Source organism: Bailinhaonella thermotolerans, assembly GCF_003594875.1.
GTDB lineage: Bacteria > Actinomycetota > Actinomycetes > Streptosporangiales > Streptosporangiaceae > Bailinhaonella > Bailinhaonella thermotolerans.
In genome coordinates, this window is the sequence record NZ_QZEY01000012.1 from 39,137 (window position 1) to 53,315 (window position 14,179).

Genomic DNA, 14,179 nt, shown 5'->3' on the forward strand with positions numbered 1-14,179 from the left:
CACTGCGTGTGACGCGCGAGCTGTCCGCGCGTCCCCGATTTTCCACCGACATCCAACCGAGGCTTCTTCGTGGCGAACATCAAGTCCCAGATCAAGCGCAACCGGCAGAACGAGAAGCGCCGGCTTCGCAACAAGGCCGTCAAGTCGTCGCTGAAGACGTCGGTCCGCAAGTTCCGCGAGGCGGCCGACGCTGGTCAGGTCGACGAGGCCACCAACCTCATGCGCGCCGCCTGCCGCGAGCTCGACAAGGCCGCCAGCAAGGGCGTCATCCACAAGAACCAGGCCGCCAACCGCAAGTCCGCGATCGCCAAGCGCGTCGCCGCCCTGCAGGCCGCCTGAGTTCCTGACTCACCGCGACGCCGTGCCTCTCCGGAGGCACGGCGTTTTGGTGCGCCCTGACTCTTCTGTCATGTCTGGCCGGTAATCGAGCCGAATTTCGGAAGGGTCACCGTATGGTCACCGTTGGGCACCTCCCCTTGCCGGTTTCTGAACCGTCCGGAAAGGGTGCGTGCAACGGGAGGATCCACGGGAGGGCTCGATGCGGGGGCGCTCGATGCTGGTGCTCCGGCGTGCCCTGAGCGAGCCCCTGCTCGTTCTGGCCGCCGCGGTCTCAGTGCTGCTCGCGACGACGGTGCTCGTCGCGCTCACGACGTACGCGACCTCGGTCGTCGACGCCGGCGTCCGGCGCGCGCTCGCCGAGGCCCCTCCATCCAGGGTGTCCTCCCAGGTCACGGCCTCGGTCGAGGGTCCGTCCCTGCCGTCCGTGGACGCGGAGGTACGGCGGGCCGCCACCGCCGCCCACCCCGGCGCGCGGCTGGAGATCTCCCTCACCGCGCGGTCCGAGTCGTACGCGGCGCCCGGCCAGCAGCGGCTGGAACGGCCCGAGCTGGTCAGGTTCGGCTTCCGGGACGACCTCCAGCGACACGCCCGGCTGGTCTCCGGCCGCTGGGCCGCCCCGGTCACCTCGCGGGGCGACCGGCTTGAGGTGACCGTCTCCGAGGGGGCGGCGCGCGCCCTGGGCGTACGGCCCGGCAGCGAGCTGACCATGGAGCGGCGCACGGGCGAGGTGACCACCGCCGCCACGGTCGTCGGCGTCTACACGCTCACCCGGCCTGGCGACCCCCGCTGGGCGGACGACGCGCTGATGCGCACCGGCGAGGAGCGCGGCGACTTCACCACGTTCGGGCCGCTGATGGTGCCCCGGGAGACGTTCCAGGCCCAGTTCGCGGAGAAGACCCCGGCGAGCTGGACCATCACCCCCGACCTCTCCTCGATCGGCCTCGACCGGCTGCGCTCCCTCAGCGACGCGGCGAGCGGGCTGGAGGGGAGCATCCGGCGGATGCCGGACTGCTCCTCCTGCGGGTTCGAGTCCGAGCTGCCGGAGATGCTGGCCCAGCTCGAACGCGCCACGCTCGTCTCGCGCTCCACGATGCTCGTGCCGGTGCTCCAGCTCCTCCTGCTGGCCGGGTACGCGCTGCTGCTCACGGCCCGCCTGCTCACCGACCACCGCCGCATGGAGGTCGCCCTGATGCGGTCGCGCGGGGCCGGGACCTCGCACATCGTGCGGTGGGCGTTCGCCGAGTCGCTGCTGCTGGCCGCGCCCAGCGTGGTCCTCGCCCCGCTGCTCGCGCCCCCGCTGCTCGACGCCGTCAGCGCCGTCTCCGGCGGCGTGCGCGTGGAGAACCGGGTGGACGGGGTCTCGTTCGCCCTGGCCGCGGGGGCCGCGCTGATCTGCGGGACCCTGCTGGCGCTGCCCGCGCTCGCGGGCTCACGCCGTACCTACTCCGAGGAGCAGGCGGCGCGGGGGCGCGGGGAACGCCGCGGCCTGGTCCAGCGCGCGGGGGCCGACCTGGCGCTCCTGGTGATCGCGGGGATCGCGCTGTGGCAACTGCGGACGTACGGCGGGCCCGTGACCGAGACCGCGGGCGGCCTCGGCGTCGACCCGCTGATCGTGACCGGCCCCGCGCTGGCGCTGCTCTGCGGCGGCCTGCTCGCGCTGCGGCTGGTCCCATGGGTGGGGCGCGCGGCCGAGCGGATGACCTCGCGCCGCCCGGGCCTGCCGGCCGTGCTGGGTGCCTGGCAGGTGAGCCGCCGCCCGCTGCGGTACTCCGGGCCGGTGCTGCTGCTGGTCATGGCCATCGCGATCGGGCTGGTCTCGGTCGCGACCACGGCCACCTGGCACCGCTCCCAGGCCGACCAGGCCGACCACCAGGCCGGGGCCGACCTCCGCGTCACCGTCCCGCCCGGCACCGACCGGGTCGGCATCCTGGGCCGCAGCTCGCTCTACGCCTCGCTGCCCGGCGTGACGGCGGTCAGCCCCCTCCACCGCGGCGACCTCCCGCCCGAGGGAGACGGGGACAGGACCACGCTGCTCGCCGCCGACGCCGCGGTCCTGGACCAGGTGCTCCGGCTGCGCCCTGACCTGTCCGACCGGCCGCTGCGGGAGCTGGTCCGGCCCCTGGCGGCGGAGCGGCCGAGGTTCCCCGTCGTCCCGCTCCCCGGGCGGCCCGAACGCCTTGAGGCCGACCTGCGCCTGTCCGCCCCCGCGGACGCCACCGTCAGCGCCCTGGTCATGGACGGGCAGGGCGTGAACCACCGCGTCCCCCTCCCCGTCCCCGAGCCCGACGACCGCGTCCACCGCGTCTCGGTGGACCTGGCCCGGCTGGCCGGGCCCGCCGGGCGGGTCGCCTATCCGCTCGCGCTCCGCGGGTTCGTGGTCGACGCGGCCCCCGAGCGGCGCACGCGGCTCTCGATCGGGCTCCCCGGCGCCGACGGCGGGACGCTCCGGCTTCCTGACGGTTCCCGCTGGACGTTCGGCCGGCTGGGCATGGGCGGCGGGACCGTGTCAGACGGGGGCCTGATCACGCTGGACCTGCCCGCCGCCGAGGGCAGGGCGTACCGGGGCGCGACCGTCCTGCTGGCCGGCCGGGACACCAGGGACACGGACGTCTTCCCGGCGTCGGACGCGCAGGCCCCGACGGTCCCCGGCGTCGTCACCGCCGAACTCGCGGCCGGCCAGCGGCTCGGTGTGGGCGGCGTGCTGCCGCTGGACGCCCCGGGGATCGAGTTGAGGGTCCGGATCGCCGGGATCGTCGAGTCGATGCCGGCCGTGCCCGCCGGGCGCGGGGCGGTCCTCATCGACCTGCCCACCCTCCAGCTCCTGGACCTGCGCGCCGGAGACGCCCCGCACGACCCGGGCGAGTGGCTCGCCGCCGCCCGCGACGGCGGGACGGCCGCGGCCGCCGCCCTCGCCGGGCACCCCGAGTGGGCCGAGTCGGTCACCACGCGGGACGCCGTACGCGCGCACCTGCGGGACGACCCGCTCACGGGCGGTCTGAAGGGGGCGCTGGCGCTCGGCTTCGCGGCGGCCCTGGCGTTCGCGGCGCTCGGGTTCCTGGTGAACGCGGCCGTCTCCGCCCGGGAACGCGCCGGCGAGTTCGCGGTCCTGCGGGCCATGGGCGTCAGCTTCCGGCAGGTGTTCGGGCTGCTCGCGGTCGAGCAGGCGTTCGTGGCGGGCCTGTCGATCTTCGGCGGCGTCGCGCTCGCCATCGTGATCACGCTGGTCGTCGTGCCGTACATCGTGCTGACCGGGCAGGCGACGGTGGTCAGCCCGCCCGTGCTGACGGAGCTGCCACCGCTGGCCGCCGCCGCGCTGCTGCTCGGCGTGCTCGCGCTGCTCACGCTGATCGTCGCGGGGCTGGCCAGGTCGCTGCGCCGCCGGGGGCTCGGCGACGCGCTCAGGATGGGGGATGACCGGTGAGAAGCCTGCTGGTCCCGCTGCTGCGGACCCTCCGCGGTCCGGTGGCGCTGGTGACGGTGCTGGTGTTCAGCGTGTCCGCGCTGGCCGCCGGGCTGCCGCGCGCGTTCGAGTCCGCCTTCGACGCCGCGCTGCGGCAGGTCACCGAGTCGCTGGCCCCCGGCCGGGCGGACCTGCAGGTCTTCGACGTCACCGAGGCCCACCCCGCGGACCGCGCGGAGGACCTGGGCCGGCGGATCGCCGCCGCCCGCCCGTCGCTCGTCGCGCGGGTCACCTCCCCGGACCAGACCGCCGTCGAGCAGACCGAGGTGACGATCAAGCGGCGGCTGGGCTCACGCGCCCAGACCGACTACATGCTCGGCCTGAACTGGGTCTCCGGCGCCGAGCGCCACATCCGGTACGTGAGCGGCGGCCCGCCGGCCGGGAACGGCACGATAGGCCCGCTCTCCGGCGTCGACCACGACATCCCCAAGTCCCACCTCATCCCGGCGGCGGTGTCCACGGCCACGGCCTCGGCCATGAAGCTCAAGGTGGGCGAGTCGCTGGTCGTCGGCGACCAGATCGTGCGGATCGACGGGATCTTCGAGGTCGCGGACCCCGGCTCCTGGTGGTGGGTCCACCAGTCCACCCTGGCCAAGCCGTTCCTGCGGCACGGCGCGGACGCCTACATCACCGTCGGCGACGCCCTCATCGCCAGGGAGAGCACCGAGGCCCTGATGGGCGACGTCACGACGGCGTGGACCTTCCGCACCGACATCGGGCGGCTCACCTCCGACCAGGCCGGGGAGCTCGTCTACCGGCTGGGCGCGTTCGAGCGGAACATCGGCGAGGTCCCCCCGGGGAGCCTGCAGATCCGGGAGGGGCTGCGGGACGCGCTGGGCGCGTTCCAGGCCCGGCTGGCCTCGGCGCGGCTCGTCCTGCTGCTCGCGCTCGGCGGGCTGATCCTGGTCGCGGCCGGGGTGATCGTGGTGGCGGTCGGGCTCGTGACCGCGCGGCTGAGCCCGGGGCTGGCGCTCAGCCGGGCCCGCGGCGCCTCGCTCGGGCAGGTCGCGGGGCTCACCGCCGGGCTGCTCGCCGTGGCGGCCGTGCCCGCCGCCGCGCTGGGCCAGGCGGCGTCGTGGCTCGTGCCCGGCCGGCCCACGCCGTTCTCGCACCTGGCCCCCGCGCTGCTCGCGCTCGCCGCCGTGCTCACCGCGACCCTCCAGGTCGTACGCGAGCACCGGCAGGCCGGGGCCGTACGGCGGCGCGACCTCGTGGCGGCGCGGCCCTCGGCCCGGCGCGCCGTGTTCGAGGGGCTGATCGTGGTGCTCGCGCTGGCCGGGGCGTACACGCTGCGCTCGCGCGGGCTCGCCGCCGACCCCCAGACCGGGCCCGACCCGTTCCTGCTGGCCGTCCCCGCCGCCCTGGCGCTCGCCGCCGGGCTCATCACCCTGCGGGCCTACCCGCTGCCGCTGCGGCTGGCCGGGGCGTTCGCCCGGCGCCGCCCCGGCGCGGTGCCGTTCCTCGGGCTCACCCTGGCGTCCCGCGCGGGCACGGGCGCGGCCCTGCCGATCGTGATCCTGCTGCCGGCCGTGGCCGTCGCGGTGTTCGGCTCGGTGTTCAGCACGAGCCTTCGGACCGCGCAGGAGTCGGCGGCCTGGCGGAACACCGGCGCCGACGCGCGGATCATGAGCGACGCCGGTCTCACGCCCGAGGCCCTGGAGCGTGTACGGCGGGTGCCGGGCGTGACCGGCGTCGTCCCCGCGATGTACCAGCGGGAGGCGCGGGACGCCTACGCCTGGGGCACCGCGCGGTCGGTCCTGGCGATCGACCTGGACGCGTACCGCCGCCTCACCGCGGGCGGCCCCCTCTCCGTCCCCCCGGCCCCCGCCGCCGGGGCCGCCCCCGCCCCCACGCCCGCCCCCTCCGCGTCGCCGGGGACCCCCGTGCTCAAGAGCGGGGGCACGGTGCCCGGGCTGGTCACGCCGGACCTGCGCGGCGCCAAGGAGCTGAACCTGCACTGGCCGGGGTTGCTGACCATCCGGCCGGCGGGCGTGATCGACGGGTTCGCGAGCGTTCACGCCGGGAGCGCCGGCCTCGTCGTGATCCCCTACGACTCCCCCGGCCGCGCCCCCCGCCTCCCGGCCGCCAACGTGGCCTTCGTGGCCGGATCGGCGGACCCGGCGGCGCTCGCGAAGGCCGCGGGCTTGCCCGGCCACGCCGTGAAGACGCGGGAGGCGGCGCTGGACGAGGTGAGCTCGGCGCCCCTCGCCGGGCTGGTCCAGGGCACGTTCACCGCGGTGTCGATCGCGCTCGCGGCGTACGCGCTGCTGGTGATCGTGCTCGCCCTCGTCACCGGCGCGGCCGAGCGCAGCCGTACCATCTCCTACCTGCGCACGCTCGGGCTCTCCGGGCGGCAGGCCCGGGTGATCACCGTGCTGGAGATCGCGCCGATGGTGACGGTCGCCGCCGCGGTCGGGCTCGGCCTCGGGCTGGCCCTGCCGTACCTCCTCGGGCCCGCCCTCGACATGCGTCCGTACACCGGGGGGCTCACCCTCGGCGCGTTCCGGATCGACCCGGTCACCCCCGTGGCGCTCGCGGCGGGACTCGCCGCGTTCGCCGTGCTCGGCGCGTTCCTCCACGCCGCCGCCAGCGGCCGCAGGACCCTGGGCAACGTCCTTCGAGTAGGTGAACAGTGAACAGTCCGACCATCGCCGACCTGGAGGCCGAGGCCGTACGGCACAAGCCGGCCTTCGGGGAGAACGCGCACATCCTCTGCGACAACCTCGTCCGGATCTTCAAGACGGAGGGCGTCGAGGTCGTCGCCCTTCAGGGCCTCGACCTGCTCGTGGACCGCGGGGAGCTCATCGCCATCGTCGGGGCCTCCGGCTCCGGCAAGTCCACGCTGCTCAACATCCTGTCCGGGCTCGACGTGCCCACGGCCGGGGTGGCGCGGGTGGCCGGGGTGGACCTGCTGTCGATGTCGTCGCGGGACCGGCTGCGCTACCGCCGATCGACCGTCGGGTTCATCTGGCAGCAGACGGCGCGCAACCTGCTGCCCTACCTGAGCGGGATCGAGAACGTGCTGCTGCCCATGCGGTTCGCGGGCAAGCGGTCCAGGCGGCGCGCGGAGGAACTGCTGGAGGCGCTGGGCGTGGCCCACTGCGGCGACCGCAGGCCCGGCCAGATGTCCGGCGGGCAGCAGCAGCGCGTCGCGATCGCCGTGGCGCTGGCCAACCGGCCGGAGGTGCTGCTCGCCGACGAGCCCACCGGCGAGCTGGACAGCGAGAACTCCGCCGAGGTGTTCAAGGCGCTGCGCACGGCCAGCACCGAGTTCGGCACCACGGTGGTCGTCGTCACGCACGACGACATGGTGGCCGGGAGCGTGGACCGCACCGTCGGCATCCGCGACGGCCGCACCAGCAGCGAGGTGCTGCGGCGCGTGGCCACCGACGAGCACGGGCGCGAGGAGGTCGTCGCCGAGGAGTACGCCGTGCTCGACCGGGCCGGCCGGCTCCAGCTCCCGCGCGACTTCATGACCGCGCTGAACATGGAACGACGGGTACGGCTGGAGCTGGAACGCGACCACATCGGCGTCTGGCCCGACCAGCGGGAGGAACGGGAATGAGCGAGGACCTGGTCGTCGTCGAGGGCGTCCGCAAGGTCTACGGGCAGGGGGAGGCGGCGGTCACCGCGCTCGACGGGGTGTCGCTGCGCGCCGCCCCCGGCGAGCTCATCGTGCTGCGCGGGCCGTCCGGGTCGGGCAAGACCACGCTGCTCAACATGGTCGGCGGCCTCGACCGGCCCGACGCGGGGCGCGTCGTGGTCGCCGGGCACGAGGTCAGCACGCTGCCCGAGGAGGAACTGCTCGTCCTGCGGCGCGACCTCATGGGCTTCGTGTTCCAGTCCTTCGGGCTCATCCCCGTGCTGTCGGCGGCCGAGAACGTGGGCGTGCCGCTGCGGCTCACCCGCGCCACGGCCGCCGAGCGCGACGAGCGGGTCGCGACGCTGCTCTCGCTCGTGGGGCTCGCGGACCACGCCGCCCAGCGGCCGTACGAGATGTCCGGCGGGCAGCAGCAGCGCGTCGCCCTGGCGCGGTCGCTGGCGAACCGGCCCCGGCTGCTCATCGCGGACGAGCCGACGGGGCAGCTCGACTCCCAGACCGGGCGCCAGATCATGACGCTGCTCCGGGCCCTGGTGGACGGCGAGCGCGTGACGGCGCTGGTGGCCACCCACGACGCCGCCCTGGTCGGCCTGGCGGACCGGGTGGTCGAACTCCACGACGGCAGGGTCGTCGACCCGGCGATCCCGGTCTGACCCGGCCCCGGCTCGCCCAGGGGCTTCCGGTGTACGGCCGGGGCTTCCGGTGTCCGGTCCGGGCATCGCCGTACGGCGGGGCATCGGGGTGCGGCGGGCTTGGGCGTACGGCGGGCTTGGGCGTACGGCGGGCGGGCGGGCTCAGGCCGTACGGGGAGCGGCGGCGGCGCGCTCGGCGATGAGGCGGGCCAGGTCCACGACGGCGGCGCGGCGGCGGGCGAGCGCGGCCCGCGGGTCCGGCTCGTCCAGGATGAGGCGGCGCATCTGGGGGACGGCGAAGTTCCAGGCCACGAGCCCGAGGACGGTGAACAGCCAGTCGCGGGCGGCCGGGGCGCGCGCCTCCTCGGGCAGGTCCTCGCCGAGGCCGGCGCCGAGCAGGTGGCTCACGTGGCCGTCGTACGCCTGGCGGCGGCCCTCCTCGCCCTCGACGGGGGCGTCGCCGACCTCCAGGGCCTCCCAGAGCAGCAGGCGGATCAGTTCGGGGTGCTCGTGGTACCAGTCGAAGAGCACGCCGACGCTCTCCGGCAGGGTCTGCGGGTCCAGCGCGACGGCGTGGCAGATCTCGTCGAGCTTGGCGCGGACCACGGCGCCGAAGAGCTTCTCCTTGCCCCCGAAGTACAGGTAGATGGCCTGCTTGTTGGCGCGGGCGGCGGTGGCGATCCGGTCCACGCGCGCGCCCGCCAGGCCGTGCCGGGCGAACTCGGCGGTGGCCGCGGCGAAGATCCGCTGCCGGGTGGCCTCCGCGTCGTACGTCATGGAAGCAATTAAACCATCCGGTTGACTTATCCGCCGAACTGCGGGAGAGTCTGGCCCGGCACTAAAACAACCAGATGGTTTATTTGAGGGGAACATCATGACCAGCACCTCCGCGCCCACCACCGCCGCCGGCCCCGCCCCGGTCCGGTCGCCCCTGCCGCAGTCGCTCGCGGGCTCCACCGTGGTCATCGTCGGCGGCAGTTCCGGGATCGGGCTCGCCGCCGGGTCACTGCTGCGCTCCGTGGGCGCCCGCGTCGTCCTCGCCGGACGCGACGAGACGCGCCTGGCCGCCGCCGTGGCGCGGGTGAAGGGCGGCGAGGACGGCGACGTCCTGGGCGTGCCGGCCGACATGACGGACGAAGGGGCGATCGAGAAGGTCTTCGAGACCGCGGGCCGGGTGGACCACGTGCTGGTCACCGCGGGGTCCATGGGCGGCGGCCCGCTCTCCGAGACCCCGCGCTCCGCCGTGGAGGACCTGGTCGCGGGCCGGATCTGGGGCGCCTACGCGGCGGCGCGCGTCGCGGCGGCCCACCTCCCCGCGGGCGGCTCGATCACCCTGACCTCCGGGGTGTACGCCACGCGGCCCGTCCCCGGTGTCGCGGTGGGCGCGGCGTCGGTCGCCGCGGTCGAGGCGTTCACCCGCGCCCTCGCGGTCGAGCTCGCGCCCCGGCGGATCCGGGCGAACACCATCCGGTTCGGCGTCTTCGACACGCCGCTCGCGCGGGGCGTGTTCGGCATCCCCGCCGGACCCGAGGGCGACGCGGCGGTGGCGGCGGCCGGGGAGGCGTTCCTGCTGGGCCGCATGGGCACCGCGGAGGAGGCGGCGTCCGCGGCGGTGTTCGCGATGTCCAACACCTACGTCACCGGCACGGTCCTGACGGTGGACGGGGGCCTCAGCCTGTCCTGACAGGGCGCGGGGGTGGCGGGGTCAGCGGCCGGGGTCGGGTGGCCGGGATCAGCGGTCGGGATCGGCGGCCGGGATCAGGCGGTGCCCGCTCAGCGGCCGGTCCGGCTGGCGACTATGCGCTGGACCGCCCGCTCCAGGGCGTACGCCGGGTCGGTGCCGGCGCCCTTCACCTGGGCGTCGGCCTCCGCCACCGCCCGCAGGGCGTGGGACAGGCCCTCGGGGCCCCAGCCGGAGAGCTGGCGGCGCACCCGGTCGATCTTCCAGGGGGGCATGCCGAGGTTCTTGGCCATGTCGGGGCCGCGCATGTTGCGGGCGCCGCTGACCTTGGCCAGACCGCGGAGGCCCTGGGCCAGGGCGCTCACGATCAGCACGGGGGCGACGCCGGTGGCCAGGGCCCAGCGGAGCTGCTCCAGCGCGTCGGCCAGGCGGCCCTCCACCGCGCCGTCGGCCACGGTGAACCCGCTGACGGCGGCGCGGCCCCGGTGGTACCGCGCGACCGCCTCCTCGCTGATCCCCTTGCCCTGGCCGGAGGTGTCGAGCGCGAGCTGGCTCACCGCCGCCGCGAGTTCACGCAGGTCGGAGCCCACCGCGTCGATCAGGGCCGTCGCCGCGTCGCGCCCGATGGTCCGGCCCGCCCGCTGCGCCTCGGCCCGGACGAACTCGACCCGCTCCCCCGCCTTGGTGATCTTGGGGATCCGCACGACCCGCGCCCCGGCCTTGGTCAGGCCGTCGACGAGCGCCTTCCCCTTCACCCCGCCCGGGTGCACCGCGACCAGCGTCACGTCCTCCGAGGGGTGCGCCGCGTACGCCACGATCTCGGCGATCACGTCCTTCCCGAGGTCCTGCGCCCCCCGGATCACCACGAGGTTCCGGTCCCCGAACAGCGAGGGCGAGGTCAGCGCGGCCAGCTCCCCCTTCTCCAGCCGCGACCCCACCAGATCATGCACCTCGACCTCGGGATCGGTCGCCCGGGCCTCGGCCCGGATCTCCCCCACCACCCGGTCGGCGAGGAACTCCTCCTCGCCCACCACCAGCGTCACGGCCGCACTCGTCGCACCCACCCAAGCAGGATGCCACGCCCGGGCCCCTCCTCCGGCCTCCCCGCCCGCCCCGCCGGGCCGTACGGCTCGCGCGGACGGGCGGCCCGGGGTCCGCGAGCCCTTCCCGCGGCCCCGGCCGGTGGCCGGGCGGGCGCGGCGTGCCGTACGGCGGCGCCGGTCAGACGTGGACGGGGACGCGGGGCTCCTGGCGGGCGGGCGCGGGGGGCGGGGTGTCGTCCTCGTCGGCGTGGTCGGCGATGGACAGGGGCGGCAGGACGCGGTCGAGCCAGCGCGGGCACCACCAGTTGGCGCGGCCGAGCAGGACCATGGTCGCGGGGACCAGGAGGCCGCGGATGATGGTGGCGTCCACGACGATGGCGACCGACAGGCCCACGCCGAACATCTTGATCACCGGGTCGGGGTACGCGATGAACGCGGTGAAGACGGCGACCATGATGAGGGCGGCCGAGGTGATCACCCGGCCCGTGGTGCCCAGGCCCTCGGCGACGGCCAGCCGGTTGTCTCGCGTGCGGAGGTACGCCTGCCGCACCGCCGTGAGCAGGAAGACCTCGTAGTCCATGGACAGGCCGAACAGCACGGCCAGCATCATCAGCGGGACGTAGTTCTCGACCGGGACCGAGAAGAAGATGGTCTGCAGCATCGACTCCTTGTCCCACATGGACGGCTCGATGCCGACCAGGCGGGTGCCCAGCCCCCACGAGAACACCACGGCCAGCGCCCCGAACGAGGCTCCCAGGGAGACGAGGTTCATCAGCGCGGCCTTGATCGCGACCACCGGCGCGCGGAACGCCAGCAGGAGCAGCAGCGCGCTGAGCAGGACGACCACGCCGACGACCAGCGGCATCCGCTCGGTCAGGCGTTCGCCCACCTCGGTCATCGCCGCGACCTTGTGGCCGAGGTGCACCTCCGCGCCCGGGACCTCGACCCCGCGCAGCCGCCGTACGAGGTCGGCGGTGTCCGGGTGGCCGGGCTGGGTGGTGGGGACGATCTGGACGATGACGCCGCGCTGGTCGTCGCGCACCCGCATGACCTGGGCGTGCGCGACGCCCTCGACGTCGGCGAAGCGGTCGGTGATCCGCTTCAGGCGTTCCCTGGCGGCCTCGTCGCCGGCGGGCAGCGGCCGGTCGAGGGTGGCGACGGCGAGCACGGGACCGGTCGCGCCGGGGCCGAACCCGACGGAGATCAGCTCGTACGCGCGCCGGGCGGGGCTGTCGGACGCCTGGTAGCCCTCGTCGATCACGCCGAGCCGCAGCGAGAGCGCGGGCGCGGTGAGCACGCCGAGCACGACGAGGGCCCCGATCAGCGCGCGCCACGGCCGCCGCGCGACCCACCGGCCCAGCCGCGCCCAGCCCTCGGCGTTCCCCATGTCGCCGGACGGCGTCCGCCCGGCCGGGGCGTTCCCGGCGTTCTTCGCGTTCGCCGCGCTTGCCGGATTGGCCGCGCTCGCCTGGCCGGCCGTGCTCGCCACGCTCGCCTGGCCGGCGGCGCTCGCCGTGGTCGCCGCGTCGCGGCTCTTGCGTGCCGCCGTACGGCGGCGCGGGCGCGGGGACGGGACGCGCCAGGCGTTCACGCGGTGGCCGAGCAGGCCGAGGATCGCCGGGACCAGCGAGACCGACGCGAGCACCGCGCCGACGACCGCGATCCCGGTGGTCCACGCGAGGGTCTGCAGCATGGGCAGGCCGGCCAGCATCAGGCCGCTCAGCGCGATCACCACGGTCCCGCCCGCGAAGATCACCGCGCCGCCGGACGTGGCCACGGTGCGCGCGACCGACTCGACCACGGGCACGCCCCTGGCCAGCAGCGCCCGATGCCGCGCGAGCAGGAACAGCGCGTAGTCGATTCCGACGCCGAGGCCGATCATGGACGCCAGGATCGGGGCGTTCTTGGGGATGTCGGCCACGTGGCCGAGCATGCCGATCACCGCCAGCGCGGTCGCGAGGCTCAGCAGCGCCGCGAAGATCGGCACGCCCGCCGCGATCACGGTCCCGAACGCCAGCATGAGCACGACCAGGGCCACGAGCACGCCCATGACCTCGCTCGCCCCGGTCTTGACCTCCTTGTCCGCCGGGTTCGAGGCGTCGGCGGCGACGACCTCCAGGCCCAGCTCCCGGGCCGGCTGCGCCGCCGCGCTGAGCCGCTTGGTGATCTCGGGGACCTGGTCGAACGAGTGCCCGGACAGCTCGACGCGGATCACGCCGATGCGCAGGTTGGGCGCCAGCCCGCCCGTCCGGTTGTAGAGGGTGTGCACCTTGTGGACGTACGGCTGGCGCTCCAGCGCGGCGATCGCGCGGTCCACCGCCCGCTTGCGCCTCGGCAGCAGCAGCGAGCCGTTCGGCGAGTGGACGACGATCTGGATCGTTCCACCCATCGCCAGGCCCTCGCCGTATCCCTTCTCCATGAGCTCGTGCGCGACCTGCGCGTCGCTGCCCGGGAGTTCCACCTCGCTCGTGGTGGGCTTGCCTACGATGAACGAGAGCGCGGTGAGTCCCAGCGCCGAGACCAGCCAGAACGCGATGACGAGGCGACCCCGTCGGGCGCACCAGCCTCCCCAACGCGCGAGCCACGTATTCATCGTCAGACCCCATCCAACCGGCGTAACATGGGATTTACCGGGCGTACTGTACGCCCGTACAGGACGCACGTTCACGACGATACGTGTGCCCATCGGGCGCGGGAATACGTCCGGGAGGAACTGAGACAATGACCACATCAGCGGAATCCGCCGACACCCGGGCACGCATCCTCGCCGCCGCCAAGCGCCTGTTCGCCGCCCGGGGATACGCCGCGACCTCCCTCGCCGACATCGCCGCCGCCGTCGGCCTGTCCAAGACCGCGGTCGCCTACCACTTCCACCCCAAGGACCGGCTGGCGGAAGAGCTGCTCACCCCCGCCGCCGAGGAGATCCTCACCCTGCTCGGCCGGGACTTCGGCGGCGACCGCCGCGCCTTCCTGACCGAGCTCGCCGAGTTCGCGGTACGGCACCGCGAGGTCATCCGCCTCCTCCTCGGCGACCCGCTCACCGGCGGCTTCACGGGCGGGACGGCCGACACGCGCGCCGCCGAGGTCATCGCCCGGCCCATCGCCACCTTCCGCGACGAGATCCACGCCCGCCTCACCGGCGGCGACCCCTCCCCCGAACTCGCCACCCGCGCCTGGTGCGCCCTCGGCGCGATCTACAGCGGCGTCCTGTGGACCATGGACCACCCCGAGGACGTGGTCGTCCGCACGATCACCGCCTCCGCCCTGGGCGCCTACGAGGCCTGACCCACCCGCACGCACCGGCCACCAGGCCCCGGGGCGCGAGCTCGGGGGCCGGCGCTGACGCGGCGGGCCGAGCCCGGGGAGCCGTTGGCGGGGTTCGGGGTGGTGGCCGGTGGTCTGGGATCTTCGAGTGGTTCGGGA

Annotated in this window: 10 protein-coding genes; 7 read left to right on the forward strand and 3 right to left on the reverse strand. The window is 75.1% G+C overall.

The features are described 5' to 3' along the window. Positions 1 to 69 precede the first annotated feature (69 nt). The 5 genes from rpsT (at position 70) to D5H75_RS26245 (ending at position 8,053) form a co-directional block, all read left to right on the forward strand. Entirely contained in the window at positions 70 to 339 is a 270-nt protein-coding gene (gene rpsT / locus D5H75_RS26225) for a 30S ribosomal protein S20 (protein WP_119929212.1), read from the forward strand. Between the two features lie 199 nt (positions 340 to 538). After that, positions 539 to 3,760, forward strand: coding sequence for an FtsX-like permease family protein (locus tag D5H75_RS26230; RefSeq protein WP_119929213.1), 3,222 nt, complete (start codon positions 539 to 541; stop codon positions 3,758 to 3,760). After that, positions 3,757 to 6,435, forward strand: a complete 2,679-nt coding sequence (locus D5H75_RS26235) for an FtsX-like permease family protein (protein WP_119929214.1) — start codon at positions 3,757 to 3,759, stop codon at positions 6,433 to 6,435. Before D5H75_RS26230 ends, D5H75_RS26235 begins: the two co-directional genes overlap by 4 nt. Beyond that, positions 6,432 to 7,364: an ABC transporter ATP-binding protein gene (locus D5H75_RS26240; protein ID WP_119929215.1), complete on the forward strand. Its 933-nt coding sequence runs from the start codon at positions 6,432 to 6,434 to the stop codon at positions 7,362 to 7,364. The genes D5H75_RS26235 and D5H75_RS26240 overlap by 4 nt, the downstream gene beginning before the upstream one ends. Then, on the forward strand, positions 7,361 to 8,053 hold the full coding sequence (locus D5H75_RS26245) for an ABC transporter ATP-binding protein (protein ID WP_119929216.1): 693 nt from the start codon (positions 7,361 to 7,363) through the stop codon (positions 8,051 to 8,053). Before D5H75_RS26240 ends, D5H75_RS26245 begins: the two co-directional genes overlap by 4 nt. A 141-nt stretch (positions 8,054 to 8,194) precedes the next feature. On the opposite strand, the gene D5H75_RS26250 is transcribed toward D5H75_RS26245, so the two are convergent. Further along, a complete protein-coding gene (locus D5H75_RS26250; RefSeq protein WP_119929217.1) occupies positions 8,195 to 8,809 on the reverse strand; it encodes a TetR/AcrR family transcriptional regulator in 615 nt (204 codons plus the stop codon). 97 nt (positions 8,810 to 8,906) lie between these two features. Between D5H75_RS26250 and D5H75_RS26255 the strand changes: the two genes are divergently transcribed. Beyond that, positions 8,907 to 9,716: an SDR family NAD(P)-dependent oxidoreductase gene (locus D5H75_RS26255; RefSeq protein ID WP_119929218.1), complete on the forward strand. Its 810-nt coding sequence runs from the start codon at positions 8,907 to 8,909 to the stop codon at positions 9,714 to 9,716. A gap of 89 nt (positions 9,717 to 9,805) precedes the next feature. Here D5H75_RS26255 and holA read toward each other — a convergent pair whose 3' ends face one another. Both holA and D5H75_RS26265 read right to left on the reverse strand, forming a co-directional pair. Beyond that, on the reverse strand, positions 9,806 to 10,777 hold the full coding sequence (gene holA / locus D5H75_RS26260) for a DNA polymerase III subunit delta (RefSeq protein ID WP_242454523.1): 972 nt from the start codon (positions 10,775 to 10,777) through the stop codon (positions 9,806 to 9,808). A 157-nt stretch (positions 10,778 to 10,934) separates the two neighbouring features. Beyond that, complete coding sequence (locus tag D5H75_RS26265; RefSeq protein ID WP_242454524.1) at positions 10,935 to 13,349, reverse strand: MMPL family transporter; 2,415 nt, start codon at positions 13,347 to 13,349, stop codon at positions 10,935 to 10,937. A gap of 128 nt (positions 13,350 to 13,477) precedes the next feature. Here D5H75_RS26265 and D5H75_RS26270 point away from each other — a divergent pair, with 128 nt between their 5' ends. Next, positions 13,478 to 14,041, forward strand: coding sequence for a TetR/AcrR family transcriptional regulator (locus D5H75_RS26270; protein WP_119929219.1), 564 nt, complete (start codon positions 13,478 to 13,480; stop codon positions 14,039 to 14,041). The last annotated feature ends 138 nt before the right edge of the window (positions 14,042 to 14,179 follow it).